Here is a 26,798-nt window from a genome sequence, read left to right on the forward strand (position 1 = left end):
GCCGGAAAAGTCAGGACAGGAGGGGGTCGATCGCCACGGCGAGGAACAGCAGCGCCAGGTAGGCGTTCGACCAGTGGAAGAAGCGCATCGGCCGCAGCTGCACGCCCGTCTTGCCGGCGTTGAGCCTGGCCAGCAGGCGGTGCACCTCCCACAGGCACATCGCGCCCAGCACGGCCGCCACCACCGGGTAGAACAACGTGGTGCCCGCCACCGGCCACAGCGCCAGCGAGCACAGCACCGTCGCCCAGGTGTAGGCGATGGACTCCAGCACCACCCGCCGCTCGGTGGCCACCACCGGCAGCATCGGCACCTTCGCCGCCGCGTAGTCCTCCTTGTAGCGCATGGCCAGCGTCCAGGTGTGCGGCGGCGTCCAGAAGAACACCACCCCGAACAGCACCAGCGGCGCCCAGTCGAGCCGCTCGGTGATGCCGGCCCAGCCGATCATCACCGGCATGCAGCCCGCGATGCCGCCCCACACGATGTTCTGGGCCGTGCGGCGCTTGAGGATCATCGAGTAGACCAGCACGTAGAACAGGATCGCGCCGAGCGACAGCAGCGCGGCCAGCCAGTTGGTGGTCAGCCACAGCCCCAGCGTGGACGCCACGCCCAGCGCGATGCCGAAGATCAGCGCGTTGCGCGGCGACACCTGGTGCCTGGCCAGCGGCCGCCTGCGGGTGCGCCGCATCTTCTGGTCGATGTCGCGATCCACGTAGCAGTTGAGCGCGTTGGCGCTGCCCGCCGATAGGGTGCCGAACACCATGACCGAGATCGACGTCCACAGCGGCGGCAGGCCGCCCGCTGCGAGGAACATCACGGGCAGCGTCGTGATCAGCAGCAGCTCGATGATCCGCGGCTTGGTGAGAGCGATGTAGGCCTTGACGGTCATGCCGATCGAGCGCGGCGCCTCCACCTGCGGAGAGGGGGCCGTCGCCTGCCTGTTGGTCAGCACCGTCAAGGCGCTTCCAGCCTGTCGGAAGTCAACGCGTAACCTCTGATTAGAGCGGATCCATGGGCGGGCGCCGGAACGCCCCTGCGAACAACCAAACTGTAGTCGCAGGGTGAGCCGGTCCGGCCAATGGGGGGCTTGAGCCGTACATGGACACGCGAGGGTGGAATGGGAATCGATCGTCCCGCCGCCTCGGTTAGTGTCCCGTATAGGCGCGGGCCACGCGATCTCGCGGCCGATCGTGCGGGCCGCGGGCGGGACAAGCCACAACCAATGACAACTAGATTCCGGAGATCGAGCACTTGAGCACCGAACTCGTGCCAGCCCTTGAATGGACCGACCTCGACAAAAAGGCGGTCGACGTCGTCCGGGCACTGGCGATGGACGCAGTGGAGAAGGCGGGCTCGGGTCACCCCGGCACCGCCATGAGCCTGGCCCCCGCCGCCTACCTGTTGTTCCAGCACGTCATGCGGCATGACCCGACCGATCCTTCGTGGCTCGGGCGTGACCGCTTCGTGCTGTCGTGCGGCCACACCAGCCTGACGCTCTACATCCAGCTCTACCTGTCGGGCTACGGGCTCACGCTGGACGACCTGAGGCGGCTGCGCCAGTGGGACAGCCTGACCCCCGGCCACCCCGAGCACGGCCACACCGCGGGCGTCGAGACCACGACGGGCCCGCTCGGCCAGGGCCTCGGCAACGCGGTCGGCATGGCGATGGCGGCCCGCCGCGAGCGCGGCCTGTTCGACCCCGACGCCGCGCCCGGCGCCTCGCCGTTCGACCACCACATCTGGTGCTTCGTCAGCGACGGCGACATCGAGGAGGGCATCAGCCACGAGGCCAGCGCGATCGCCGGCCACCAGAAGCTGGGCAACCTCGTGGTCGTCTACGACGACAACCACATCTCCATCGAGGACGACACCCAGATCGCCAAGTCCGAGGACGTCGTGGCCCGCTACGAGGCCTACGGCTGGCACACCGAGAGCGTCGACTGGACCGCGACCGGCGACTACGTCGAGGACGTCCAGGCGCTCTACGAGGCGCTCCAGGCGGCCAAGGCCGAGACCGACCGCCCGTCGTTCATCCGGCTGCGCACGATCATCGGCTGGCCCGCGCCCAACAAGCAGAACACCGGCAAGATCCACGGCTCCGCCCTGGGCGAGGCCGAGGTCGCCGCCACCAAGGAAGTGCTCGGCATGGACCCGAGCAAGAGCTTCGACGTGCCGGCCGAGGTGCTGGAGCACGCCCGCGGCATCGCCGGGCGTGGCCGCGCCGAGCACGCCGACTGGGAGAAGCACTACAGCGAGTGGCGCCTGGCCAACCCCGAGCGGGCCGCCGAGCTCGACCGCATCTCGCACCGCGAGCTGCCGGCCGGCTGGGCCACCGCGCTGCCGTCGTTCGACAAGGGCGCCTCGATCGCCACCCGCAAGGCCTCCGGCGAGGTGCTCAACGCGCTCGCGCCAGTGCTGCCCGAGCTGTGGGGCGGCTCGGCCGACCTGGCCGAGTCCAACAACACCACGATGAAGGGCGAGCCGTCCTTCATCCCGGAGGAATACCAGACCAAGGAGTTCCCCGGTAACCGCTACGGCCGCACGCTGCACTTCGGCATCCGCGAGCACGCCATGGGCGCCATACTCAACGGCATCGCGCTGCACGGCGGCACCCGCCCCTACGGCGGCACGTTCCTGGTCTTCTCCGACTACATGCGGCCGTCGGTGCGCCTGGCCGCGCTGATGAAGCTGCCGGTCACCTACGTGTGGACGCACGACTCCATCGGCCTCGGCGAGGACGGCCCCACCCACCAGCCGATCGAGCACCTGTGGGCGCTGCGCGCGATCCCCGGCCTCGACGTGGTGCGGCCCGCCGACGCCAACGAGACGGCCTACGCCTGGAAGGCCGTTCTGGAGCACACCGACCGGCCCGCGGCGCTGGCGCTGACCCGCCAGAACCTCCCGGTCTACGAGGGCACCAGCGCCGACGGCGTGGCCCGCGGCGGCTACGTGCTGCGCGAGGCGTCAGACGGCCAGCCGAAGGTCATCCTCATCGCCACGGGCAGCGAGGTGCAGCTCGCGGTCGAGGGCCGCGAACTCCTGGAGTCGCAGGGCATCCCGACGCGGGTGGTCTCGATGCCGTGTGTCGAATGGTTCAAGGGGCAGGATTCCGCATATAGGCAGACGGTTCTGCCCTCGTCGATCCGGGCTCGGGTCGCGGTCGAGGCGGGCATCGCGCTCGGCTGGCACGAGTACGTCGGCGAGTGCGGCGAGGTGGTCAGCCTCGAACACTTCGGTGCTTCGGCCCCGTACAAGACTCTGTACGAGCAGTTCGGGCTGACGGCGGAGCGCGTGGCGGCCGCGGCGAGGGCGAGCCTGGCCAAGCTGGGTCAGGACAAGGGCGAGACGACGGGAAACTGAAGAAGAGATGAGCGAGATCCTCAACAAGCTGTCCGGCCAGGGCGTGGCCATCTGGCTCGACGACATCAGCCGTGAGCGGCTGCGCACCGGCAACCTCGAAGAGCTGATCCGCGCCAAGAACGTCGTCGGGGTGACGTCCAACCCGACGATCTTCGCCAACGCGCTCAGCAAGGGCGACGCCTACGACGCCCAGATGCACGACCTCGCGGTCCGCGGCGTCGACGTCGGCGAGGCCGTGCGCGCCATCACCACCTACGACATCCGCTGGGCCGCCGATGTGCTGCGCCCGGTCTACGACTCCAGCGGCGGCGTGGACGGCCGCGTCTCGCTGGAGGTCGACCCGCGCCTGGCGCGCGACTCCGAGAAGACGATCGCCGAGGCCAGGGCGCTGTGGTGGCTGGTCGACCGGCCCAACCTGATGATCAAGATCCCGGCCACGGTGGAGGGCCTGCCCGCGATCACGCAGGCGCTGTCGGAGGGCATCAGCGTCAACGTCACGCTGATCTTCTCCCTCGAGCGTTACCGCGCGGTCATGGACGCCTGGCTCGCCGGCCTGGAGGCCGCGCAGGCCAAGGGGCTCAACCTGGCCACGATCGAGTCGGTGGCCTCGTTCTTCGTCAGCCGCGTCGACACCGAGATCGACAAGCGGCTCGACAAGGTGGGCAAGCCGGAGCTGAAGGGCAAGGCGGGCGTGGCCAACGCGCGCCTGGCGTACGCGGCGTTCGAGGACGTGATGAACTCCGAGCGCTGGCAGCGCCTGCGCGAGGCGGGCGCGCGGCCGCAGCGGCCGCTGTGGGCCTCGACCGGCGTCAAGAACCCCGACTACTCCGACACCCTCTACGTCGACCAGCTCGTCGCGCCCGGCACCGTCAACACGATGCCGGAGAAGACGCTCGACGCCACGGCCGACCACGCCGCCATCTCGGGCGACACCGTGCGCCCGTTCTACGAGCAGGCCTGGAACACCATGGCCGCGCTCAAGGACGCCGGCATCGACTACGACGACGTCGTGAAGGTGCTGGAGGACGAGGGCGTGGAGAAGTTCGAGGCGTCCTGGAACGAGCTGCTCGAGAGCGTCACCAAGAACCTGGTTCCGTGATGGAGGTCTCCTACCGCGAGGAGGGGGTGGCATCCGCCGCCTCCTCCGTCGCGGGGCGCCTCGTCGCCGACGGCGTGCCCGCGCGGCTCGCCGGCGGCGACCCCACGTTGTGGGGTGAGGACGCCGAGGCGGAGGCGGCGGCCCGGCTCGGCTGGCTGTCGCTGCCCCGCCACTCCCGCGAGCTGCTGCCCGTGCTGGGCGAGCTCGCGGGCCGGGCCCGCGCCGCGGGCCTGACGAACGTGGTGCTGGCCGGCATGGGCGGCTCGTCGCTGGCGGCGCAGGTCATCTGCGACACCGCCGACGTGCCGCTCACCGTGCTCGACACGACCGACCCCGGCCAGGTCCGCAGGGCCCTGGCCGAGGGCCTTTCCGCCACGGTCGTGGTGGTGGCGGGGCGCAGCGGCTCGACGGTCGAGACCGACAGCCTGCTGCGCGTCTACGAGCAGCGGTTCGCCGACGCGGGGCTCGACCCGGCCGGCCACATCGTGATCGTCACCGCTCCCGGCTCGCCGCTCGAACGGCGGGCCGTGTCGGCCGGCTACCAGCTCGTGCCCGCCGCCTACAGCGTGGGCGGCCGCTACTCGGCGCTGTCGGCGTTCGGGCTGGTGCCCGCCGCGCTGGCGGGTGCCGACGTGGAGCGGCTGCTGGACGACGCCGACGAGGTGTCGCCACTGCTGTCGCGCGACACCGGCAACCCCGGCCTCGAGCTGGGCGCCGCGCTCGCCGGCGCGGCGCTGGCCGGCCGCGACAAGCTGGTGCTCGAAGACCAGCTGACGGCCATCAACGGCCTGCCCGACTGGATCGAGGAGCTGGTCGCGGAGTCCACCGGCAAGCAGGGCAGGGGGATCCTGCCGGTGGTGAACGCCGACCCCAACGGCACCCGCGACGAACTGGTCGTCGCCATCGACTCCGACGTCGGCGACGTGCGGGTGGACGGGCCGCTGGGCGCGCAGTTCCTGGTCTGGGAGTACGCGACCGCCCTCGCCTGCTCGGTGCTGGGCGTCAACCCGTTCGACGAGCCCAACGTGGCCGAGTCGGCCGCGGGCGCCGACGCGCTGCTGGCCCTGCCCGACCTGCCGACCGGCGCGCCGTCGTTCGTGGACGGCCCGGTCGAGGCGTACGGCGCGGCGACGGCGAAGGACCTGCCCGGCCTGTTCGCCGAGCTGCTGCACGCGATCCCGGGCGACGGCTACCTCGCGGTCACCGCCTACCTCGACCGGCTGGCCGCCTTCGACGCCCCGGTGCCCGACGGCGCCGACTTCGAGCAGATGACCGACGCCTGGATGATGGCCGACCCGCTGACCCTGCGCACCCTGCTCGCGCTGCGCACCGACCGGCCGGTGACGTTCGGGTGGGGGCCGCGCTATCTGCACTCGACCGGGCAATACCACAAGGGCGGGCCACAGAACGGCGTGTTTCTGCAGATCACAGGGGCAGTGGACGAAGACGTCGCCGTTCCCGGCCGGCCCTACACGCTGGGCCGGCTCCAGCTCGCGCAGGCGCTGGGCGACCTGGGGGCCCTGGAGACCCGCGGGCGTCCCGCCGTACGCCTGCATCTGACCGACCGCGCGGCGGGAGTCGCGCGTTTGCTCGCAGCCGCACAGGAGGCTTGAGATGACTGACCGCGCAGACCCCGCGGCATCCGCGAAGGAGCCCGTCGCCGCGGCTCCCGCGGAAGAGGCGCTCGCCGTGGCGTCGGCCGTCGCCGGCACCGCCACGACCGAGGCGGTGGCGGCGGCCAACCCGCTGCGCGACCCGCGCGACAAGCGGCTGCCCAGGGTGGCAGGGCCGTGCGTGATGGTGTTGTTCGGCGTGACGGGTGACCTGGCCAAGCGCAAGCTGTTGCCGGCCATTTACGACCTGGGCAACCGGGGGCTGCTGCCGCCCGGCTTCTCGCTGGTCGGCTTCGCCCGGCGCGATTGGAAGGACCAGGATTTCGCCCAGTTGACGTACGAGGCCGTCAAGGCGCATGCGCGGACGCCGTTCCGCGAGGAGGTCTGGAAGCAGCTGCGCGAGGGCATCCACTTCGTGCCCGGCGAGTTCTCCGACGACGGCGCCTTCGACGCGCTCGCCATGGCGTTGGCCGAGATCGACGAGACCCGGGGCACGGGCGGAAACTACGCTTTCTACCTGTCGGTGCCGCCGAAATTCTTCCCCGTGGTGGTGGAGCAGCTCAAGCGCACCCGCCTGTCCGACGCCCCCGAGGGCTCGTGGCGGCGCGTGGTGATCGAGAAGCCGTTCGGCCACGACCTGCAGTCGGCCCACGAGCTGAACGAGATCACCACCTCGGCCTTCCCGGAGAGCTCGATCTTCAGGATCGACCACTACCTGGGCAAGGAGACCGTCCAGAACATCATGGCGCTGAGGTTCGCCAACAACCTCTACGAGCCCATCTGGAACCGCAGCTTCGTCGACCACGTGCAGATCACGATGGCCGAGGACATCGGCATCGGCGGCCGGGCCGGCTACTACGACGGCATCGGCGCCGCCCGCGACGTGATCCAGAACCACCTGCTCCAGCTGCTCGCGCTGGTCGCGATGGAGGACCCGACCTCGTTCGAGGCGGCCTCGCTGCGCCGGGAGAAGGAGAAGGTGCTCAAGGCCGTGCGGCTGCCGGCCAACCTGGGGCTCAACACCGCGCGCGGCCAGTACGCCGCCGGCTGGCAGGGCGGCGAGAAGGTCGTCGGCTACCTCCAGGAGGAGGGCATCTCGCCGGAGTCCACGACCGAGACGTACGCCGCGATCAAGCTGGAGATCGCCAACAGGCGCTGGGCCGGGGTGCCGTTCTACCTGCGCACCGGCAAGCGGCTGGGGCGCCGGGTGACCGAGGTGGCCGTGGTGTTCCAGCGAGCGCCGCACCTGCCCTTCAGCGCCGACGACACCGAGATCCTCGGCCAGAACGCGCTGGTCGTGCGCGTGCAGCCGGACGAGGGCATCACCGTGCGCTTCGGCTCGAAGGTGCCGGGCACGGCGATGGAGGTGCGCGACGTGTCCATGGACTTCGCCTACGGCGAGTCGTTCCTGGAGTCGTCGCCGGAGGCGTACGAGCGCCTGCTGCTCGACGTGATGATCGGCGATCCACCGTTGTTCCCGCACCAGCGGGAGGTGGAGCTGTCGTGGAAGATCCTCGACCCGATCGAGGAGTTCTGGGCCACGCAGGGCCAGCCGGAGGCGTACGAGTCGGGGTCGTGGGGCCCCGAGTCGGCCGATGCGATGATGGCCCGCGACGGCCGCGTGTGGAGGAGGCTCTGACATGACGACCTTCATGCTGACCGACACCACGGCAGGCAAGATCGCCGCCCAGTTCACGCACCTGCGGCACCAGATGGGCGCGCCGGCCATCGGCATGGTGCTCACGCTCGTCGTGGTGAGCGAGGAGCGCCACCAGTACGACGCGCTGCGCGCCGCCACCGAGGCGGCCCGCGAGCACCCGTCGCGCATCATCGTGGTGATCAAGCGCGAGGAGGACGAGCCGATCAGGCTCGACGCCGAGCTGCGCATCGGCGAGAACACACCGGGCGAGGTCGTGGTGCTGCGCCTGTACGGCGAGCTGACCGAGCACGCCGACTCCGTCGTCAGCCCGCTGCTGCTGCCCGACACGCCGGTCGTGGCCTGGTGGCCGGGCGCGGCGCCCGACGCGCCGTCCAAGGACGCCATCGGGGCGCTCGCGCAGCGGCGCATCACCGACGCCAAGGGCTTCGACGACGGCGGCGTCAAGTCGCTGGTCATCCGCGCCAAGGGTTACGCCCGCGGCGACACCGACCTGGCCTGGGCCCGGCTGACGCCGTGGCGCAGCCTGCTGGCCGCCGCGTTCGACCAGCCGGTGGGCAAGGTGCGCAAGGGCGTCGTCGAGGCGTCGGCGGGCCACCCGAGCGCGCCCCTGCTCGCGGCGTGGCTGTCGGAGCGGCTGGGCTGCTCGGTCAAGGTGACCGAGTCGGCGGGTCCCGGCCTGACCGCCGTACGCCTGCAGCTCGCCGAGGGTGAGCTGTCCGTCGTGCGCACCGACGCCCGGCTGGCCACGCTCTCCCGCCCCGGCCAGCCCGACAGGAACGTGGCGCTGGCCAGGCGGCAGACGTCGGAGCTGATGGCGGAGGAGCTGCGCAGGCTCGACAGCGACGAGATCTACGAGGCCGCGGTGAAGCGGTTCGCGAGGACGTTCAAGGGATGAGCAAAGTGAGCGTGCCCAGCATCGTCGTGCACCGCGACGCCGACGTCCTGGCCAAGGCCGTGGCGGCGCGCATCATCACACGGCTGGTCGACGTGCAGTCGGCCAAGGGCTCGGCGTCGATCGTGCTGACGGGCGGCACGGTCGGCATCGCCACGCTGGCCGCCATCGCGGCCACGCCCGCCAGGGACGCCGTCGACTGGCGGCGCCTCGACGTCTGGTGGGGCGACGAACGCTTCGTGCCCGACGGCGACAAGGAGCGCAACGAGACCGGCGCCCGCCAGGCGCTGCTCGACCACGTCGACGTCGATCCGGAGCGGGTGCACGTCATGCGCGGCCCCGACTCCGGCATGTCGGCCGAGGAGTCCGCCGAGGCGTACGCCGCCGAGCTGCGCAAGGCGGCGCGGCCCGAGGACCACGGCCCGGTGCCGGCCTTCGACGTGATGCTGCTCGGCATGGGGCCCGACTCCCACGTGGCGTCGCTGTTCCCCGGCATGCCCGCCCTGTACGACACGCGTCCCGTGGTGGCCGTGCACGGCTCGCCCAAGCCGCCGCCGACCCGCATCTCGCTGACCTTGCCCGCCATCCAGGCCTCGCGCGAGGTGTGGGTGGTCGCGGCCGGTGAGGAGAAGTCGGGCGCGGTACGCATGGCGCTGTCCGACTCCGGCCCCGTCCAGGTGCCGGCGGCGGGGGCGCGGGGGCGCGGGCGGACGTTGTTCCTGCTCGACCGGACCGCGGCGGCCAAGATCCCGCCCGGCCTCGGCCGCCACGCCTCCCCCTGACCTCGTCAGAGGGCGCTCCGGCCCCGTCTCCTGGCGGGCCCAGAGCTCTGGCGGGGCGGCACGTCATCCCGGGCCCGGTCTCCTCGTGAGACCGGGCCCGGCCTGTCGGTGCTGCCAGGCCCGGGCTGTCGGTGCTGCCAGGCCCGGGCTGTCGGTGCTGCCAGGTCCGGGTTGTCGGTGTTGCCGGGGCCGTCGCGTCAGGCGGTCGCGGTGAGGGCGTCGATCTCGGCGAGGAGCGCCTGCTTGCGCTCCTGCGCCAGGTACGACGCCCGCACCCCGTTGCGCGCCAGCTCGGCCAGGTCCTGCCGGCCGAGCCCGAAGACCCGGGCGGCGACCCGGTACTCGTCGGCCAGCGTGGTCGCGAACATGGGCGGGTCGTCGCTGTTCAGCGTCACGAACAGGCCCTCGGCCAGCAGGCGGGGCAGCGGGTGGTCCTCGATGCGGCCGATCTGGCCGGTGCACAGGTTCGAGGTCGGGCACACGTCGAGCGGGATCCCGGTCTCCCGCAGGTGGGCCACCAGCCGGGGGTCGTCCAGGCAGTTGATGCCGTGGCCGATGCGCTCGGCGCCGTAGTGCTCGACGACCTCCCAGATCGTCTCGGGCCCGCTCATCTCCCCGCCGTGCGGGACGCTGTGCAGCCCGGCCGCCCGCGCGGCGGTGAACGCGGCACGGTAGGCGTCGCGGTACTTCGGGCGTTCCTGCTCGATCCCGCCGATGCCGAAACCTACCAATGCGGCGGGAGGTTCTTGCAGGGCGTGCTCCAGCGTCACCTTGGCGGCCTCCTCGCCGTACTCGCCGGGGATGTCGAAGATGTACGCCATCTCGACGCCGTGCTCGGTGAGCGAGCGGCGGGCGGCCACGTCGAGGGCCTCGGTGACGGCGCGCATGGGGAGCCCGACCACACTGTGGGCGTACGGGGTGACCTGCAGCTCCGCGTACCGGCCGCCCTGGGAGGCGAGGTCGCGGGCCAGGCCGAGCACGAGGGTCTCGATGTCCTCCGGCTCGCGTACGAGGGCGTTGACGGCGCCGTACACGCGGGCGAAGTGCGGGAAGTCGGTGAAGGTGTAGAAGCGGCGCAGCTCCTCCTCGTTCGTGGGCACGCCGCTGCCGGGGTGGCGCCTGGCGAGCTCCAGGACGGTCGGCACCGAGGCGGAGCCGATGAGGTGGACGTGCAGCTCGACCTTGGGCAGGGCGTCGATGAAGGCGTCGATGGTCATGCGGACGACCTTAGGACGCGCATTCCCTCGGAGAACAGGCTTCTCCGCTGAATCTCACACGACATTGTCAGTTTACCCGGCTGGGTTAGGCTGAGGCGGTGACCAACGCCGAAGCGTACGATCGCGGCTTCGCCCACCTCAGCTGCCACACCGTCGGTCCCCTCCTCGCCAAGTCCTGCCCTGGCCGCGCGCCGCGCCTGCTCGACGTGGGCTGCGGCACCGGCGTGGTGACGGCCGCCGCGCTGGCGCTGGGCGCCGAGGTCACCGCCGTCGACGCCGACGCCGCCATGCTGGAACTGGCCGCCCGGCGGCACCCGTACGCGACCGTGCGGCTCGCCGCCCTGCCCGACCTGCCGTTCGAGGACGGGCGCTTCGACGCGATCGCCGGCAACTTCGTCATCAACCACGTCCCCGACACCCGGGCGGCGCTCGCCGAGCTGCACCGGCTGCTGCGTCCCGGCGGCACGCTCGCGCTGACCTGGTGGAAGGGCGACGAGATGACCGCCACCAACGTCTTCGCCGACGCCATCGCCCAGGCGGGCATCCCGTACGATCCGCCGGTCAGGCCGTTCTCCGCCCACGACACCCCATCCCGCTTCACGGCCCTGCTGACCGAGGCGGGCTTCGGCGAACCGGCCGTGGAGTGCGTCCGCTGGCGGCACCAGGTCGATCTCGCGTCGTGGTGGACCGACGTGGTGGCGGCGGGCGGTGCCCGCTTCGGCACGATCGCCGACCGCCCGCCCGAGGTCGTGGAACGCGTCAGAGCCCACTACCTGAGGCTCGCGGCTCCGTACGAACAGGACGGCTTCCCCGTCTGCGCCTACCTCGCCACCGCCCACCGCCCCAACTGACCCCGCGCCACCCCTGCGCGTCCGCCCGGCTCACCATCGCGGCCCGCCCCCGGCCCGCGCCGGTTCACCGTTCCAGCCGTTGCCGGGCGTGGCGTTCCTCCCGCTTCGTAACCTCCAGGCGCTGCCTGGCGTCGTCCAGCTTTCTGCGGGCCTTGGCGAGCTTCTTCTCCAGGCGCTCCACCTTCTCCGCCCGCTCGTCGTACTCCCGCTGAGCGCTCTCCAGCGTCGCCAGCCACTCCCGGTGCGCCGCCTCGGCCTCCTCGCGCTCCTTGGCCTTCCTGGCGGCCTCCTCCTCGCGCCTGCGCGCCTCGGCGGCCTCGTCGCCCCCGTCGCCCCCGTCAGCGGCGCCCTTCTTCTTGGCGCGCGACGGCCGGGGCCGGGTGACGGGCGCGGGGGCGAAGCCGCTGTACTGCAGGGGCTTGGCCAGACGCCCGCGCCGCACCTCGGCGGCCGCCTCCTCGTCCACGAGCGCCGCGTCCAGCGTCTGGTCCACCTCGGTGGCGGCGGCGGCCGACAGGTCACCGGCCTGCCTGGCCAGGCGGCCCACCTTGGCGCTCACCTCGCCCCTGAGCCGGGTCAGCTCGGCCAGCTCGTCCGCGTCCTGCTCCTGCCAGGCCGCGCGCAGCCGCTCCCCCACCTCCAGCAGCTCGTCCAGCTCGGCGGGATGCTCGCGGGAGAGCCGGTTCACCGCCCAGGCCGACACCGTGGGCTTGCGCAGCTTCGCGATCTCCTTGGCGAGCCCGCCGTCGCCCGCCTCCTTGGCCGCGCGGGCCGCCTCCGCGCGGGCGGCGGTGAACTCCGGCGGCGGCACCCCGTACAGGCGATCCGCCACCTCGTCGAGATCCACACAGGACAAATACCCCTCACGGCCGGTTTTCTAGCGCATAGTGGAGGCAGCCCCAGCCGAACGGAGGCCCCCGGTGTTCGAACGCTTCACCGACCGTGCGCGCAGGGTCGTCGTCCTCGCCCAGGAGGAGGCGCGGATGATGAACCACAACTACATCGGCACGGAGCACATATTGCTCGGCCTCATCCACGAGCGCGAAGGGCTCGCCTCCCTCGTGCTCGACGGGTGCGGCGTGCAGCTGGAGCGCGTACGCGCCTTCGTGGAGCGGGAGGTGGGCCACGGCGACAAGCCGCCCGGCGGGCACATCCCGTTCACGCCGCGCGCCAAGAAGGTCCTGGAGCTGTCGCTGCGCGAGGCCCTGCAGCTGCGCCACAACTACATCGGCACCGAGCACATCCTGCTCGGCCTGATCAGGGAGGGCGAGGGCCCGGCCGCCCAGGCGCTCGCCGACGCGGGCGCGGACCTGACGGACGTACGCCAGCGCGTGCTCAACCGCGTCGGCCGCGGCTCCAAGGAGCGCTCCGGCGAGATGCTCTTCTCCAACGACCCCTCGCTGATCGACCGCCTCACCAGGATCCAGGAGAGCCTCGACCGCATCGAACGCCACCTGGGCATCCAGCGTGAAGAACCTCCCGCGAACGACGCGCGCGAGGACGAGACCGGCACGGGCTGACGCTGGTTCGCGGAGGTCAGCGCAGGGCGGCCACCGTGTCGAGGGGGTTGTCCAGGAGGCCGGCGAAGGCGAGCTCGGCCGCCCCGGCGAGCGTGGTGTCGTCGCCGAGCGCGGTCACGGCCAGCCGGACGCGTTCGCGCGAGACCGGCAGCACGTGCGCGTCCACGCGGGTGCGCACCCGTGGCGCGGCGCCCGGGTAGACGTCGCGCAGCATGCCGCCGAAGACCACGAGCGCCGGGTTGAACAGGTTGATGAGGTTGACGATGCCGACGCCGAGCCAGTCGCCGACGCGGTCGAGCGCGTGGCGGGCGCGGGCGTCGCCGGTGGCGGCGAGGGCGACGACGGTCCTGATGCCCTCGCGGCCGACGAGCTCGCCGGTGCGTCCCGCGTACCCGAGCAGCGCCTCCTCCCCCGCCTCCGCCTCCAGGCAGCCGCGCGACCCGCACAGGCAGGGCCGCCCGTCGAAGGGGTTGACCAGCATGTGGCCGAGCTCGCAGCCGTAGCCTCCGTCGCCGTCGAGCAGCTTGCCGCCGACGATGATGCCACCGCCGACGCCGACGTCGCCGTGCAGGTAGATGAGGTTGTCGACGTCGCGGCCCGCCCCTCGTACGTGCTCGGCGACCGCGCCCAGGTGCGCCTCATTGCCCACCTCGACCGGCAGGCCGAGCCCGAGCCCGGCGGCCAGCTCGGCGCCGAACGCCTGGTCCACCCAGCCGAGATGCGGCCCGTACCGCACGGTGCCGTCGGCCCGCCTGATCAGCCCGCAGTACGACGCCCCGACCCCCACGCACATCGACCCGGGAGCGGCCTCGGCGACCAGTTCGCGCCCGAAGGCGGCGAGGACGCCGACGACGTCCGCCAGATCGACCCCGGCCCGCGCGCGCACGGCCTCGCGCCGGTCGAGCACCCGCCCGCCGAGCCCCACCCGCGCCGCGAGCAGCCGGTCCACGGCGACGTCGAACGCGAGCCCGTACAGCCGCTCCTGCTCGGGCACGACCACGATGGACGGCCGCCCCGCACGCCCCCGGCTGCCGGGCACCCCCTCGCGGACGAGCCCGGCCGCGGCCAGCTCGGCCGTCAGGTCCATGATCGTGCTGCGGTTGAGTCCCATGCGGCGGCCCAGCGCGGCCCGCGACACGGCGCCCTCTTTGTGCACGCGCCGCAGCACCTCGCTCAAGTTCCGCTGCCGCAACTGCTCCTGCGTCCGCGCGCCCGCCGCCGTCGCCGTCACCCTCGCCAGCTTAGAACGTGTCCCCGTACGAGCCCAGCGAGGCGACCCCCGGTCTCAGGCCGGCACCACCGCGCCCACCGGCAGCCGCGCCTCGACCACGCCGGGGTCGTCGGTGTAGCCGAGCGTGGCGCCCAGCGAGACGAGCAGCCGGCGCATCCGTGCGTTGTCGGACAGCATGGACGCCTTGACCTCGGCGTAGCCCAGGTCGCGGGCCGTGCGGACGAGCATCCGCGCCATCGCCGTGCCGAGACCGCGCCCCTGCCAGCGGTCCTCGACCAGGAAGGCCATCTCCGCGATGCCGGGGTCGGGGGTGAACAGCAGGTTGGCCATGCCCACGACCTGCCCGTCGTGCCCGGCGACCAGCGAGTGGCCCTTGTTCCTGTCGCACAGCCGGTCGAACATGCGCGGCGGCAGCGTCGGCATCGCGGTGAAGTAGCGGAACCTGCGCGATTCGGGCGAGCAGCGGTCGTGCAGGTCGCGTACGGCCTCGCGGTAGATCGAGGTGAGCGGCCGCACGGTCACCTCCACGCCGTCGGCGAGCTTGATCGCGCGCTCGGCGGCGGGCTGCTCGGTGGCGGGCTGGGCGAGCCTGGCGAAGGCGGCCGCCCTGGCCGCCTCTGTCAGGGTGAAAGGCAGCTCCGCGCGGCGCAGCCGGACCGCCCGCTTGGGCGCGACCGGCACGAGGAGCTGGGTCGGGTCGGGAAGATCACTCACGGCCTCACCATAGATCCACCTGGCGTCGTCCGCGCGCAGCAGCTCGGCCAGCAGCTCGGGCAGCCGCCACGGCATCGTGCGCAGTCTGGAGGCCAGCAGCAGCGCCCTGGTGGGCTCGTCGGTCAGCTCGTGGGCGGTGGCCGGCACCACCTGGACGCGGCGGCCGCCGGCCGCCTCCAGGGCCTCGCGCACGGTCTCGGGCGTGGCCGGGATCTCGGCGACGAACTCGTCGACGGTGCCTTCGGTGTCGGACTGTACGCTCAGGCCCAGGATGTTGCCGCCCCTGTCGGCCAGGGCCGAGGCCAGCGAGGCCAGCCGGCCGGGCCGCTCGTCCACCGTGGTGCGGATGCGCAGGAATCCCATGCGTCAGAGCCTGCCGCGCGGCTGTTACGCGGCCGCTACCGACGTGTTTACATCGCGTGATTCATCGCCAGATGTCCGCTCTATCGCCCTATGTCACCCCAGGAGCCTGGAGGCGGGCGGGCACGGCAAAATGGAGCGACTGCGAGAAAGGACACACGCGATGGACATCCTCTTCCGCGGCGGCCGGGTCCTCACCCCCGAAGGTGTCGTGGCCGCGGCCGTGCTGGTGCGGGGCGGCGTGATCGCCGCCGTGGGACCGGAGGGGGAGCTGGCGCGCGAGCCGCACGAGACGGTGGATCTCGGCGGCGGTCTGCTGGTGCCGGGTTTCACGGACGCGCACATGCATCCGATTCAGGCGGGCCTCGAACGCGCAAAGTGCGACTTGTCCGAAGTTTTCGGCCTTGAGGCGTACAAAGAAAAGATCGCGGACTATGCCGCGAAAAATCGGGATAAAGAGTGGATCGATGGCGGCGGATGGGACATGTCGGCATTCCCCGGCGGTCTTCCCCACCGGAACGAGATCGACTTTCTCGACCGCCCCGCCTATCTGATCCAGCGCGACCACCACGCCGCCTGGGTCAACACCCGGGCACTCGAACGCGCCGGCATCACCCGCGACACCCCCGACCCCGCCGACGGCCGTATCGAGCGCGATGCGAGCGGCGTGCCGACGGGCGTCCTGCACGAGGGCGCGATGGACCTCGTCGGCCTGCTCACCCCCCGCCCGGCCGCCCAGGACCTTCAGGACGCGCTGGCGGACGCCGAGCGGTACCTGTTCTCGCTGGGCGTCACCGGCTGGCAGGACGCCATCGTGGGCTCGTACGCGGGCTCCGACGACCCCCTGCCCACCTACCTGTCCGCGGCCCGCTCAGGGCGCCTGCGGGCCCGCGTGACGGGCGCCCTGTGGTGGGACCGCACCCGGGGATCGGACCAGGTCGAGGACCTGGAGGCGAGGCGCGCGTCGGCGGCGGGCCTTGAGCGGTTCAGCGCCGGCTCGGTCAAGATCATGCAGGACGGCATCACGGAGAACTTCACCGCCGCCACGCTGGAGCCGTACTGCCTGTGCGGGGGCACGGGCCTGTCGTACGTGGACCCCGTCAAGCTCAAGGAGTACGTCGCCGAGCTGGACAGGCGCGGCTTCCAGGTGCACTTCCACGCCATCGGCGAGCGCGCGGTGCGCGAGGCGCTCGACAGCCTGGAGGGCACCGACCCGGCCAACCGCCACCACATCGCCCACCTGCAGATCATCGAGCCGTCCGACGTGCCGCGCTTCGCCGCGCTCGGCGTCACGGCCAACCTGCAGCCGCTGTGGGCCACCCACCACGCGCAGATGGACGAGCTGACCCTGCCCTACCTGGGCGAGCCACGCTCGTCGTGGCAATATCCGTTCGCCGACCTGGTGGCCCACGGCACCCGGCTGTGCGCGGGCAGCGACTGGCCGGTCTCCAGCGCCGACCCGCTGCAGGGCATGCACGTGGCGGTCAACCGTACGGAACCGGGCGGCTCGGTGCACGCCGGCTACCCGACGGCGCAGAAGCCGTTCCTGCCCGGCCAGCGCATCGGCCTGGCGACGGCGATGCGGGCGTACACCGAGGGCTCGGCGTGGATCAACCGCTCACCGGCGGGGCGCATCGAGCCGGGCCGTCCCGCCGACCTGGTGGTGCTCGACCGCGACCCGTTCGAGCTGCCGCCCGGCGACATCTGGACGACGCGGGTGCGGATGACGTTCGTGGACGGCGAGATCGTGCACGAAAGCGCCTGAGACAAGCCGAAGGGGCCCCGGCGTCGCCGGGGCCCCTTCTACCGCCGCTACCAGGGGGACTTGCTGCTGCGCAGGCGCTCCAGTGCCTCCTCGAGGATCGCCTTGCCGTCCTTGTCGCTCCTGCGCTCCTTCACGTAGGCCAGGTGCGTCTTGTACGGCTCGTTCTTCGGCGGGGCAGGCGGGGCCTCCTCGTCCTGGCCGGCTGGGAGGCCACAACGGGGGCAGTCCCACAGCTCGGGGACCGCCGCGTCGCTGGCGAAACTGGGGCGCGTCTCGTGCATGTTGGCGCACCAGAACGAGACCCGCACTCTCGGAGCCGCCTCGCCGCGCTCGGCCTCCCCCATCGGGCCGGCGCCGACTCGGCTGCCACGGATCGCGTTGCCACTACCCACGGATGAACTCCTCGCTCGATCGCCCCGTGTGCGGACACGGGGGGAGAATCACTGTCACGCGTTAACTATGTGCTCAGGACCGCAGAAGCAGGCCCAGAGCGATGATGCAGACGAACCAGACCACGCCCGTGATGACGGTCAGCCGGTCGAGGTTGCGCTCCACCACCGAGGAACCACCGAAGTTCGACGAGAAACCGCCGCCGAACATGTCAGACAGGCCACCACCCTTGCCCTTGTGGAGCAGGACGAGCAGGATCATGAGAAGGCTCGCCAGGATGAGGGCGATGGAGATTCCGAGTTCCACGGTATGCCTGTTCCTTCGATGCTCTGTTACGCGTGACGATTCAAACTTGCCTCTTGAGGGTACGACCTGATGTCAAGTCGCACCCCCAGAACGGCCGAGTTAGCCGGGTATATCAGAGAATCGGCAGATCTTCGCGAACTCCCCGGCGTCGATGCTGGCACCGCCCACGAGCGCGCCGTCGACATCCGGCTGAGCCATGATCCCCGCGATGTTCCCTGACTTGACCGAGCCACCGTAAAGGATACGGATCCCCGAGGCCACTTCGGTGTCGTAGAGCTCAGCGAGTCTCACTCGCAACGCTCCGCAGACCTCCTGCGCGTCCTCAGGGGTGGCCACCTCGCCGGTGCCGATCGCCCACACCGGCTCGTAGGCCACCACTATCGATTTTGCCTGCTCGGCGTCGATTTTGCGCAGCGCGCCGTCGAGTTGGCCGAGACTGTACGCGATGTGGCGGCCCTCTTGACGCACCTCCAGGCCCTCGCCCACGCACAGGATGGGCGTCAGCGAGTGGCGGTAGGCCGCCTGCACCTTGGCGTTGACGAGGTCGTCGTCCTCACCGTGGTATTGGCGGCGCTCGGAGTGGCCGATCGTCACGTAGGTGCAGCCGAGCTTGGCCAGCATGACGCCCGACACCTCACCGGTGTAGGCGCCACCGTCGTGCCTGGACAGGTCCTGGGCGCCGTACACGATCCTGAGCTTGTCGCCGTCGACCAGGGTCTGGACGCTGCGCAGGTCGGTGTAAGGCGGCAGGACGGCGACCTCGACCTTGTCGAAGTCCTTGTCGTTGAGCGCGAAGGCCAGCTTCTGGACCAGCGCGATGGCCTCGAGGTGGTTGAGGTTCATCTTCCAGTTGCCGGCGATGAGCGGCTTGCGCTGCAACTCTCAGTCCTCCAGGGCCGCGAGTCCGGGGAGGGTCTTGCCCTCGAGGTATTCGAGGCTGGCCCCGCCACCCGTGGAGATGTGCGAGAAGCCGTCCTCGGGCAGGCCGAGCCTGCGTACGGCGGCCGCGGAGTCGCCGCCGCCCACCACGGTGAACGCGTCGGCGCGGATGAGCGCCTCGGCCACGGCCTTGGTGCCGCCGGAGAACGCGTCGAACTCGAACACGCCCATCGGCCCGTTCCAGAACACGGTCCTGGCGTCGGCGACCTTGGTCGCGAACAGCTCGCGCGTCTTCGGCCCGATGTCGAGCCCCTCGCGGTCGGCCGGGATCGCGGTGGCCTCGACCACGTCGTGCTCGGCGTCGGGCGCGTAGGTGACCGCCGCGAGCACGTCGACGGGCAGCACCAGCTCGACGCCGCGCCGCCCGGCCTCGTCGAGGAAGCCGCGTACCTGGTCGAGCTGGTCCTCCTGCAGCAGCGAGTTGCCGACCTCGTGGCCCTGGGCCTTGAGGAACGTGTACGCCATGCCGCCGCCGACGAGCAGCCTGTCGACCTTGGTCAGCAGGTTGGCGATGACGCCCAGCTTGTCGGAGACCTTGGCGCCGCCGAGCACGACCACGTAGGGGCGCTCGGTGTCCTCGGTGAGCCTACGCAGCACCCCGACCTCGGCCTCGACCAGCCCGCCCGCCGCGTGCGGCAGCAGCCTGGGGACGTCGTAGACGCTGGCGTGCTTGCGGTGCACGGCGCCGAAGCCGTCGCCGACGTAGAGCTCGGCGAGGCCGGCCAGCCTCTCCGCGAACGCGCCGCGCTCGGCGTCGTCCTTGGACTCCTCGCCCGGCTCGTAGCGGAGGTTCTCCAGCAGGGCCACCTGGCCGTCCTGGAGCGCCTCCACCGTGCTCGCGGCGCTGTCGCCGACCACGTCGGTGGCGAAGGCGACGTCCTGGCCGAGCAGCTCGCCCAGGCGGGCCGCGACGGGCCGCAGCGAGTATTTCGGCTCGGCCTTGCCCTTGGGCCTGCCCAGGTGGGCGCAGACGACGACCTTGGCGCCCCGCTCCAGCAGGGCCTTGATCGTCGGGACCGACGCGCGGATGCGGCCGTCGTCGGTGATCGTCTCCCCGTCGAGGGGGACGTTGAGGTCGGCGCGCACGAGCACGCGCCGCCCCTTCACGTCGAGATCGTCGAGCGTGCGCATGCTCATGCTCCCGTTCCTGCGGGGCACGCGGACGGCGCGCCCCGGTGTGTACGCGACCGCTCCGGCATCAGAGCCCGCGGCCCACCAGCTCGACCAGGTCGGCCAGGCGGTTGGAGTAGCCCCACTCGTTGTCGTACCAGCCGACGACCTTGACCTGGTTGCCGATCACCTTGGTGAGGCCTGCGTCGAAGATGCAGGAGGCCGGGTCGGTGACGATGTCGGAGGACACGATCTGGTCCTCGGTGTAGGTGAGGATGCCCTTGAGCGGGCCCTCGGCGGCGGCCTTGACCGCGGCGTTGACCTCCTCGACCGTGACGTCGCGGCCGACCTCGACGGTCAGGTCGGTGGCCGAGCCGGTGGGGATCGGCACGCGCATGGCGAAGCCGTCGAGCTTGCCCTTGAGCTCGGGCAGGACCAGGCCGATGGCCTTGGCGGCGCCGGTGGAGGTGGGCACCACGTTGAGCGCGGCGGCGCGGGCGCGGCGCAGGTCCTTGTGCGGGCCGTCCTGCAGGTTCTGGTCCTGCGTGTAGGCGTGGATGGTGGTCATCAGACCCTTCTCGATGGTGAAGGAGTCGTGGATGACCTTGGCCATCGGGGCCAGGCAGTTGGTGGTGCAGGAGGCGTTGGAGATGATCGTGTGCTGGGCCGGGTCGTACGCGCCGTCGTTGACGCCCAGCACGAGGGTGACGTCCTCGTTCTTCGCCGGGGCGGAGATGATGACCTTCTTCGCGCCGTTGTCGGCGTGCACCTTGGCCTTGGTGGCGTCGGTGAACAGGCCGGTCGACTCGACGACGACGTCGACACCGAGGTCGCCCCACGGCAGCTTGCCCGGGTCGCGCTCGGCGAAGACCTTGATCGACTTGCCGTCGACCGTGATCTCGTCGCCGCCGGCCTTCACCTCGTAGGGCAGGCGGCCCAGGATGCTGTCGTACTTCAGCAGGTGCGCGAGCGTCGCAACGTCGGTCAGGTCGTTGACCGCGACGATCTCGATGTCCTTGCCGCTGGCGGCGACAGCGCGCCAGAAGTTGCGACCGATGCGGCCGAAGCCGTTGACGCCTACGCGGATGCTCACGGGAACCGATCTCCTCGAACAGATGCGGGCTGGAAACCTCAATCACGAACCTTATCGGACCCAAATTGGTTTAGACCACTGCAGGTACCGGCATGTGAATCGGCGTTCCTACGACACGTTTTGCGAGGTTCGAGTAAAGTGCCCGACTCGTCGGAGTAAATTCGTGCATTCTCTGGGGGCTGAGATGTCACATAAGCGGTCCGGCCTACTATCCGGGCTCTTCATCGGCCTGCTCACCGCGCTCGTCTGCGCGGCGGGGCTGGGGGCGGCCGTGCTGTACCAGGAGAGCCTGCCGGAGGCGGTGATGAGCTTCGGGGGCGGAGTGCCCATCTCGCTGGCACTGTCGCTGCTCATCGCCCTCCTCGTCACGCTCGCCATGGGCGCCGTACGCCCGCGCAGCCTCCTGCTCGTCCCCCTCGCCGCCGTGTACGCGGGCGGCGCCGTCGCGGCCGGCCAGATCACCGGCTCGTCCGTCCTGATCGGCGCGGGCCTGCGCACGCCCGCCGACCGCACGCCCGCGGACCTGTCGGACGTCAGCCTGCCCGTCTTCAACCAGGGCCTGCCGTACGCGCTGCGCGTCTACCGCGAGCCGCTGGCCGAGACCTGGCCGGCCTGGCTCTACATCGCCGTGGCCGCGCTGGCCGCGCTCGTCCTGCTCACCCTGCGGGTCCTGCGGGTACGCCGGGCGCAGCGCGCCGAGACGCCCGACCGGCCGGAGGACTCCTCCGGCGAGCCGGAGTACCGGGCCCCGTTCGAGCCCGCCCAGCAGCCCGCCCCCAAGCCCACCACGGACCTGTTCACGCCCCGCAAGCCCGCCCGCGACTAGCCCGCCGCCCCCCGGCGAGGGACGGGGTGATGCCCGTCCCTACGCGCGCCGGCGAGGCTGGTCACGGGGCCAGCATGTCCACTGTGAGATTGGCCTCAGTGTTGGGGATGCCCAGGTCGGACGCCCTCTTGTCGGCCATCGCCAGCAACCGCCTGATGCGCCCCGCGATGGCGTCCTTCGTCAGCGGCGGGTCGGCGATCTGCCCCAGCTCCTCCAGCGACGCCTGCTTGTGCTCCACCCGCAGCCGCCCGGCCACCACCAGGTGCTCGGGCGCCTCGTCGCCGAGGATCTCCAGCGCCCGCTGCACCCGCGCGCCCGCCGCCACCGCGGCCCGCGCCGAGCGCCGCAGGTTGGCGTCGTCGAAGTTGGCCAGCCGGTTGGCGGTGGCCCGCACCTCGCGGCGCATCCGCCGCTCCTCCCAGGCCAGCACGCTGTCGTGCGCCCCGAGCCGGGTCAGCAGCGCGCTGATGGCGTCGCCGTCGCGGACCACCACGCGGTCCACCCCGCGGACCTCGCGCGCCTTAGCGTGGATCTTCAGCCGCCGCGCCGAGCCCACCAGCGCCAGCGCCGCCTCTGGCCCAGGGCAGGTGACCTCCAGCGACATCGACCGGCCGGGCTCGGTCAGCGAGCCGTGGGCCAGGAACGCGCCGCGCCAGGCGGCCTCGGCATCGCAGGCGGCGCCCGCCACGACCTGGCGGGGCAGCCCGCGCACGGGGCGGCCGTGGTTGTCGATGAGACCCGTCTGCCTGGCCAGCGCCTCACCGTCGCGGTAGACGCGTACGACGTAGCGCGAGCCCTTGCGCAGCCCGGCGGGAGCCAGCACGAGCACCTCGGCCTTGTGCCCGAACACCTCGCCGATGTCCTTGATCAGCCGCCGCGCGGTGGCGTTGGTGTCGAGCTCGGCCTCGATCACGATCCGCCCGCCCACCAGGTGCAGGCCGCTGGCGAACCGCAGCAGCGTCGAAACCTCCGCCTTGCGGCAGCACGGCTTCAGCACCGGCAGGCGGCTCAGCTCGTCCTTCACCACACCTGTCATCGCCATGCGTTAGTCCTCTCCCCCATTCAGACCGGCTCTCTTGAGTCTCTCGCACCTTCGCGCCACGCCGACCAGGATCAACGCTTCTGGAGGAAAATCTCGTCCAGGACGGAGGCAAGACGTCGTGGGTCATGCCGGGGCGAGCCGTCGGAGGCGGCCACGTCGGCCATGACGAGCCTGGCGCCGAGCGCGCTGGCCGCCTTGTCGAGGGCGTCGGGATCGTCCACGACCCCGGTGTCGGCGAGCACCACGTCGATGGACAGATCAGGAGCGTGCTGCCTGAGCACCTCCAGGTGCTGCTGGGGGGAGAAGTCGTCGGTCTCGCCAGGCTGGGGGGCGAGGTTGAGCGTGACCAGCCGCTTCGCGCGGGTGGCGTGCAGCGCCCTGGCCAGCGCCGGCACCTTGAGGTGCGGCAGCACGCTGGTGAACCACGACCCGGGCCCGAACACCACCCAGTCGGCCTCCAGCACCGCCGCGACCGCCTCCGGCCTGGCCGGCGGGTCCTCGGGCACCAGCGAGATCGCCTGCACGCGGCCGGGCGTCGAGGCGCAGGCCACCTGGCCGCGTACGGGCGAGATGACGCCGTCGAGCTCCACCTCGGCCACGATGTCGAGCGGCACCGAGGCCATCGGCAGCACCCGCCCGTGCGCGCCCAGCAGCCGCCCGACCCAGTCGAGCCCGGCCACCGGGTCGCCGAGCAGCTCCCACAGCGCCACGATCAGCAGGTTGCCGACCGCGTGGCCGTGCAGCTCGCCCTCACTGCGGAAGCGGTGCTGGACGACCTCGCTCCAGGTGCTGCCCCACTCGTCGTCGCCGCACAGCGCGGCCAGCGCCATGCGCAGGTCACCGGGCGGCAGCACGCCCAGCTCGCGGCGCAGCCGCCCGCTGGAGCCGCCGTCGTCGGCGACCGTCACCACGGCGGTCAACCGGTCGGTCACCATCCGTAAGGCCGACAGGGACGCGTGGAGCCCGTGGCCGCCGCCCAGCGCGACGACCGCCGGCCCGACGCCGGTCCTGCCGACGCCCAGGACGTCGGGTGCGCCCGTCATCGGTGACGGAACGCCTTCATCGGTCACTCCCGCCCCACATCCCGGTGGCTCACCTGGACCTCCATGCCGCGGTCACGCAGCCGGGCGGCGACCTGCTCCGCCATCGCCACGCTGCGGTGCTTGCCGCCGGTGCAGCCCACCGCGAGCGTCGCGTAGCTCTTGCCCTCGCGCGCGTAGCCGGCCGCGACCACCTGCAGGACCTCCTCGTAGGCGTCGAGGAACTCCTTGGCGCCCGGCTGGCCGAGCACGTAGTCGCTGACCGCGGGGTCGAGCCCGTTCATCGGCCGCAGCTCGGGCACCCAGTGCGGGTTGGGCAGGAACCGGCAGTCGACCACGAGGTCGGCGTCGACCGGCAGGCCGTACTTGAAGCCGAACGACACGACGTTGAGCCGCAGCCCCGGCCGGTCGTCGCCGCCGAAGAAGTCGACGATCTTGCCGCGCAGGTCGTGCACGTTGTGGGTGGAGGTGTCGATCACCAGGTCGGCGTTGGCCCGCACCTCGCGCAGGATGCCGCGCTCCCTGGTGATGCCGTCGACCAGCCGCCCCTCGCCCTGCAGCGGGTGGGGCCTGCGGACGTTCTCGAACCTGCGCACCAGCTCCTCGTCGCTGGCCTCGAGGAAGACCACCCGCACGCGGACGCCGCGCCCTTCGAGCTCCTCGATGGCGGCGTTGAGGTCGGTGGTGAAGGCCAGGCTGCGCACGTCGACGACGGCGGCCACCTTGTCGGCGGCCAGCTTGACCTTGCCGGCCTCCTCGGCCATGGCGAACAGCAGCCCGGGCGGCAGGTTGTCGATGACGAACCAGCCCAGATCCTCGAGCGCCTTGGCGGCGGTGCTGCGCCCCGCCCCGGACATGCCGGTGACGATGACGAACGCCGGCTCGGTGCTCATCGTCTCACCTCATCCGCGGGCGGGCAGGATCGTACGGCGTGCGCACCCTGGCATCCTGGCGAGATCAAGGTGACTCTCCCTTCAGCGTCGACACGATGACCTCGGCGATGGACGGGCCGATGCCGGGAACCTCGCAGATTTCGGCGGCAGTGGCCTCGCGTAGCTTTTTCACGGAGCCGAAGTGTCTGAGCAGCGCCTGCCTTCGCGCCGGCCCCAGGCCGGGCACGCCGTCGAGCGCGCTCTCCTTCACCGTCTTGGACCTCTTGGATCGATGGTAGGTGATGGCGAACCTGTGCGCTTCGTCGCGCACCCGTTGCAGCAGGTAGAGACCCTCACTTGAACGAGGCATGATCACCGGCTGGTCGTCGCCCGGCAGCCACACCTCCTCCAGCCGCTTGGCCAGGCCGCACACCGCCACGTCGTCGATGCCGAGCTCGTCGAGCGCCCGCTGCGCCGCGGCCGCCTGGGGCCCGGCGCCGTCGACCACGACGAGGTTGGGCGGGTAGGCGAACTTGCGCGGCTTGCCGGTCTCCGGGTCGATGGGGCCGCCGCCGGCGTCGTCGTCGGCCGCCAGCTCGCCGGTGGCCGAACGCTCCTCCAGGTAGCGGCGGAACCGGCGGGTGATCACCTCGTAGATCGAGGCGACGTCGCCCTCCTTGGTCTTGACCGCGAAGCGCCGGTATTCGCTCTTGCGGGCCAGGCCGTCCTCGAAGACCACCATGGACGCCACGACGTTCTCGCCCTGCAGGTGCGAGACGTCGTAGCACTCGACGCGCAGCGGCGCCTGGTCGAGGTCGAGCGCGTCGGCGATCTCCTGCAGCGCCTTGCTGCGCGTGGTCAGGTCGCCGGCGCGGCGGATCTTGTGCTGGGCAAGCGACTCCTTCGCGTTGCGCTCGACGGTCTCCATCAGCGACTTCTTGTCGCCGCGCTGCGGCACCCGCACCTCGACGCGGGCCCCGCGCTGCTCGGTCAGCAGCTCGGCCACCGCCTCGGTGTCGGGCGGCAGCGCGGGCACCAGCACCTCGCGGGGCATCGACTCGGCGTTGGCCTCGGCGTACATCTGCAGCAGGAACTGCTCGACCAGCTCGCCGGGCGAGGTCTCCTCGACCTTGTCGACGACCCAGCCGCGCTGGCCCCTGATGCGCCCGCCGCGTACGTAGAACACCTGCACGGCCGCTTCGAGCGGGTCCTCGGCCAGCGCGATCACGTCGGCGTCGGTGCCCTCGCCGAGCACGACGGCCTGCTTCTCCAGCGCCCGCTGCAACGCCTGGATGTCGTCGCGCAGCCGGGCGGCGCGTTCGTACTCCTGCTCGGCGGCCGCCTCGCGCATCTCCTTCTCGAGACGCTTGATGAAGCGGCTCGTGTTGCCCGCCATGAAGTCGCAGAAGTCCTCGGCCAGGTCGCGGTGCTCCTCAGGCGTCACCCGGCCGACGCACGGCGCCGAGCACTTGTCGATGTAGCCCAGCAGGCAGGGCCGCCCGATCTGCCCCGCCCGCTTGAACACCCCGGCGCTGCACGTGCGCACAGGGAAGACCCGCAGCAGCAGGTCGACCGTCTCGCGGATGGCCCAGGCGTGGGAGTAGGGGCCGAAATAACGGGTGCCCTTGCGTTTGGCGCCGCGCATGACCTGCACGCGCGGGAAGTCGTCGCCCATGGTGACCGCGAGGTAGGGGTAGGACTTGTCGTCGCGGTACTTGACGTTGAAGCGGGGGTCGAACTCCTTGATCCAGGAGTATTCGAGCTGCAGCGCCTCGACCTCGGTGCCGACGACCGTCCAGTCGACGTCGGCGGCCGTGGTCAGCATCGACTGCGTGCGGGGATGCAGCGCGGAGAAGTCGGCGAAATAGGAGTTGAGCCGCTGGCGCAGGCTCTTGGCCTTGCCGACGTAGATCACCCGGCCGTGCGCGTCCCTGAACCTGTAGACCCCCGGGGACTCCGGGATCGAACCCGGCCTGGGCCGGAAACTCAAGGTGTTTGCCGCTGATCTCGCCACGCCTGTCAGCCTAGTGGCCCGTCACGCAACCTTGGCCGGGTAACTGGTCCAGCTTCGGATAGGTGAAGTGGCGGCGAAGCTGGTCTTTGGTTGGGCGCGGGCGTT

Annotated in this window: 23 protein-coding genes and 1 pseudogene; 10 read left to right on the forward strand and 14 right to left on the reverse strand. The window is 71.4% G+C overall.

The features are described 5' to 3' along the window. Positions 1-10 precede the first annotated feature (10 nt). A complete protein-coding gene (locus tag AB0K18_RS08025) occupies positions 11-955 on the reverse strand; it encodes a heme o synthase (RefSeq protein ID WP_364911500.1) in 945 nt (314 codons plus the stop codon). A gap of 308 nt (positions 956-1,263) precedes the next feature. Between AB0K18_RS08025 and tkt the strand changes: the two genes are divergently transcribed. From tkt to pgl, 6 genes are read left to right on the forward strand one after another with little or no spacing between them, the layout of a single operon-like run. Next, a complete protein-coding gene (gene tkt, locus AB0K18_RS08030; protein ID WP_364911503.1) occupies positions 1,264-3,357 on the forward strand; it encodes a transketolase in 2,094 nt (697 codons plus the stop codon). Between the two features lie 7 nt (positions 3,358-3,364). Continuing rightward, on the forward strand, positions 3,365-4,456 hold the full coding sequence (gene tal, locus AB0K18_RS08035) for a transaldolase (RefSeq protein ID WP_364911506.1): 1,092 nt from the start codon (positions 3,365-3,367) through the stop codon (positions 4,454-4,456). Next, positions 4,456-6,069: a glucose-6-phosphate isomerase gene (locus tag AB0K18_RS08040; protein WP_364911573.1), complete on the forward strand. Its 1,614-nt coding sequence runs from the start codon at positions 4,456-4,458 to the stop codon at positions 6,067-6,069. The genes tal and AB0K18_RS08040 overlap by 1 nt, the downstream gene beginning before the upstream one ends. Before the next feature lies 1 nt (position 6,070). Further along, the gene (gene zwf, locus AB0K18_RS08045) at positions 6,071-7,708 is read left to right on the forward strand and encodes a glucose-6-phosphate dehydrogenase (RefSeq protein WP_364911509.1); all 1,638 of its coding nucleotides are present in this window, start codon (positions 6,071-6,073) and stop codon (positions 7,706-7,708) included. Position 7,709: 1 nt separating this feature from the next. After that, a complete protein-coding gene (locus tag AB0K18_RS08050) occupies positions 7,710-8,624 on the forward strand; it encodes a glucose-6-phosphate dehydrogenase assembly protein OpcA (RefSeq protein ID WP_364911512.1) in 915 nt (304 codons plus the stop codon). A 5-nt stretch (positions 8,625-8,629) separates the two neighbouring features. After that, positions 8,630-9,403, forward strand: coding sequence for a 6-phosphogluconolactonase (gene pgl, locus AB0K18_RS08055; RefSeq protein ID WP_364911576.1), 774 nt, complete (start codon positions 8,630-8,632; stop codon positions 9,401-9,403). A 197-nt stretch (positions 9,404-9,600) separates the two neighbouring features. On the opposite strand, the gene add is transcribed toward pgl, so the two are convergent. Further along, positions 9,601-10,620, reverse strand: a complete 1,020-nt coding sequence (gene add / locus AB0K18_RS08060; protein ID WP_364911515.1) for an adenosine deaminase — start codon at positions 10,618-10,620, stop codon at positions 9,601-9,603. A 98-nt stretch (positions 10,621-10,718) separates the two neighbouring features. On the opposite strand from add, the gene AB0K18_RS08065 reads away from it, so the two are divergent. Further along, entirely contained in the window at positions 10,719-11,471 is a 753-nt protein-coding gene (locus tag AB0K18_RS08065) for a class I SAM-dependent methyltransferase (protein ID WP_364911518.1), read from the forward strand. A 64-nt stretch (positions 11,472-11,535) separates the two neighbouring features. On the opposite strand, the gene AB0K18_RS08070 is transcribed toward AB0K18_RS08065, so the two are convergent. Continuing rightward, positions 11,536-12,318: a hypothetical protein gene (locus AB0K18_RS08070; protein WP_364911521.1), complete on the reverse strand. Its 783-nt coding sequence runs from the start codon at positions 12,316-12,318 to the stop codon at positions 11,536-11,538. Positions 12,319-12,391: 73 nt separating this feature from the next. Between AB0K18_RS08070 and AB0K18_RS08075 the strand changes: the two are divergent. Further along, a pseudogene (locus AB0K18_RS08075) lies at positions 12,392-12,808 on the forward strand (Clp protease N-terminal domain-containing protein); the annotation flags it as partial. A 199-nt stretch (positions 12,809-13,007) separates the two neighbouring features. Here the strand turns inward: AB0K18_RS08075 and AB0K18_RS08080 are convergent. Both AB0K18_RS08080 and AB0K18_RS08085 read right to left on the reverse strand, forming a co-directional pair. Next, complete coding sequence (locus tag AB0K18_RS08080; protein WP_364911524.1) at positions 13,008-14,222, reverse strand: ROK family protein; 1,215 nt, start codon at positions 14,220-14,222, stop codon at positions 13,008-13,010. Between the two features lie 54 nt (positions 14,223-14,276). Beyond that, entirely contained in the window at positions 14,277-15,299 is a 1,023-nt protein-coding gene (locus AB0K18_RS08085; protein WP_364911526.1) for a GNAT family N-acetyltransferase, read from the reverse strand. 160 nt (positions 15,300-15,459) lie between these two features. Between AB0K18_RS08085 and AB0K18_RS08090 the strand changes: the two genes are divergently transcribed. Continuing rightward, positions 15,460-17,061, forward strand: a complete 1,602-nt coding sequence (locus AB0K18_RS08090; protein ID WP_364911528.1) for an amidohydrolase — start codon at positions 15,460-15,462, stop codon at positions 17,059-17,061. A gap of 47 nt (positions 17,062-17,108) precedes the next feature. On the opposite strand, the gene AB0K18_RS08095 is transcribed toward AB0K18_RS08090, so the two are convergent. From AB0K18_RS08095 to gap, 5 genes are all read right to left on the reverse strand, one after another. Continuing rightward, the gene (locus tag AB0K18_RS08095) at positions 17,109-17,453 is read right to left on the reverse strand and encodes an RNA polymerase-binding protein RbpA (RefSeq protein ID WP_355421780.1); all 345 of its coding nucleotides are present in this window, start codon (positions 17,451-17,453) and stop codon (positions 17,109-17,111) included. Positions 17,454-17,526: 73 nt separating this feature from the next. Next, a complete protein-coding gene (secG, locus tag AB0K18_RS08100) occupies positions 17,527-17,757 on the reverse strand; it encodes a preprotein translocase subunit SecG (protein WP_345386151.1) in 231 nt (76 codons plus the stop codon). Positions 17,758-17,856: 99 nt separating this feature from the next. Further along, complete coding sequence (tpiA, locus tag AB0K18_RS08105; RefSeq protein WP_364911531.1) at positions 17,857-18,636, reverse strand: triose-phosphate isomerase; 780 nt, start codon at positions 18,634-18,636, stop codon at positions 17,857-17,859. A gap of 3 nt (positions 18,637-18,639) precedes the next feature. Then, positions 18,640-19,827, reverse strand: a complete 1,188-nt coding sequence (locus tag AB0K18_RS08110; protein ID WP_364911579.1) for a phosphoglycerate kinase — start codon at positions 19,825-19,827, stop codon at positions 18,640-18,642. 67 nt (positions 19,828-19,894) lie between these two features. Continuing rightward, positions 19,895-20,899, reverse strand: coding sequence for a type I glyceraldehyde-3-phosphate dehydrogenase (gap, locus tag AB0K18_RS08115; protein ID WP_364911533.1), 1,005 nt, complete (start codon positions 20,897-20,899; stop codon positions 19,895-19,897). A 184-nt stretch (positions 20,900-21,083) separates the two neighbouring features. Here gap and AB0K18_RS08120 point away from each other — a divergent pair, with 184 nt between their 5' ends. Next, positions 21,084-21,725, forward strand: a complete 642-nt coding sequence (locus AB0K18_RS08120) for a hypothetical protein (RefSeq protein ID WP_364911536.1) — start codon at positions 21,084-21,086, stop codon at positions 21,723-21,725. Between the two features lie 61 nt (positions 21,726-21,786). On the opposite strand, the gene whiA is transcribed toward AB0K18_RS08120, so the two are convergent. The 4 genes from whiA to uvrC form a co-directional block, all read right to left on the reverse strand. Beyond that, a complete protein-coding gene (gene whiA, locus AB0K18_RS08125) occupies positions 21,787-22,767 on the reverse strand; it encodes a DNA-binding protein WhiA (RefSeq protein ID WP_026214667.1) in 981 nt (326 codons plus the stop codon). A gap of 71 nt (positions 22,768-22,838) precedes the next feature. After that, positions 22,839-23,810, reverse strand: a complete 972-nt coding sequence (gene yvcK, locus AB0K18_RS08130; RefSeq protein ID WP_364911539.1) for a uridine diphosphate-N-acetylglucosamine-binding protein YvcK — start codon at positions 23,808-23,810, stop codon at positions 22,839-22,841. A 23-nt stretch (positions 23,811-23,833) separates the two neighbouring features. Next, complete coding sequence (rapZ, locus tag AB0K18_RS08135; protein WP_355421766.1) at positions 23,834-24,700, reverse strand: RNase adapter RapZ; 867 nt, start codon at positions 24,698-24,700, stop codon at positions 23,834-23,836. A 64-nt stretch (positions 24,701-24,764) separates the two neighbouring features. Beyond that, entirely contained in the window at positions 24,765-26,693 is a 1,929-nt protein-coding gene (gene uvrC, locus AB0K18_RS08140) for an excinuclease ABC subunit UvrC (protein ID WP_364911543.1), read from the reverse strand. Between the last annotated feature and the right edge of the window lie 105 nt (positions 26,694-26,798).

This window comes from Nonomuraea sp. NPDC049421, assembly GCF_040677005.1.
In the GTDB taxonomy this organism is placed as follows: Bacteria; Actinomycetota; Actinomycetes; order Streptosporangiales; family Streptosporangiaceae; genus Nonomuraea; species Nonomuraea salmonea.

Coding starts and splice junctions, on each gene's coding strand:
- whiA (WP_026214667.1), bottom strand. CDS start 22,767: ATGGCGATGACAGGTGTGGTGAAGGACGAGCTGAGCCGCCTGCCGGTG.
- AB0K18_RS08110 (WP_364911579.1), bottom strand. CDS start 19,827: ATGCGCACGCTCGACGATCTCGACGTGAAGGGGCGGCGCGTGCTCGTG.
- AB0K18_RS08085 (WP_364911526.1), bottom strand. CDS start 15,299: ATGGGATTCCTGCGCATCCGCACCACGGTGGACGAGCGGCCCGGCCGG.
- AB0K18_RS08090 (WP_364911528.1), top strand. CDS start 15,460: ATGGACATCCTCTTCCGCGGCGGCCGGGTCCTCACCCCCGAAGGTGTC.
- AB0K18_RS08040 (WP_364911573.1), top strand. CDS start 4,456: ATGGAGGTCTCCTACCGCGAGGAGGGGGTGGCATCCGCCGCCTCCTCC.
- AB0K18_RS08120 (WP_364911536.1), top strand. CDS start 21,084: ATGTCACATAAGCGGTCCGGCCTACTATCCGGGCTCTTCATCGGCCTG.
- AB0K18_RS08050 (WP_364911512.1), top strand. CDS start 7,710: ATGACGACCTTCATGCTGACCGACACCACGGCAGGCAAGATCGCCGCC.
- add (WP_364911515.1), bottom strand. CDS start 10,620: ATGACCATCGACGCCTTCATCGACGCCCTGCCCAAGGTCGAGCTGCAC.
- tal (WP_364911506.1), top strand. CDS start 3,365: ATGAGCGAGATCCTCAACAAGCTGTCCGGCCAGGGCGTGGCCATCTGG.
- yvcK (WP_364911539.1), bottom strand. CDS start 23,810: ATGACGGGCGCACCCGACGTCCTGGGCGTCGGCAGGACCGGCGTCGGG.
- rapZ (WP_355421766.1), bottom strand. CDS start 24,700: ATGAGCACCGAGCCGGCGTTCGTCATCGTCACCGGCATGTCCGGGGCG.
- zwf (WP_364911509.1), top strand. CDS start 6,071: ATGACTGACCGCGCAGACCCCGCGGCATCCGCGAAGGAGCCCGTCGCC.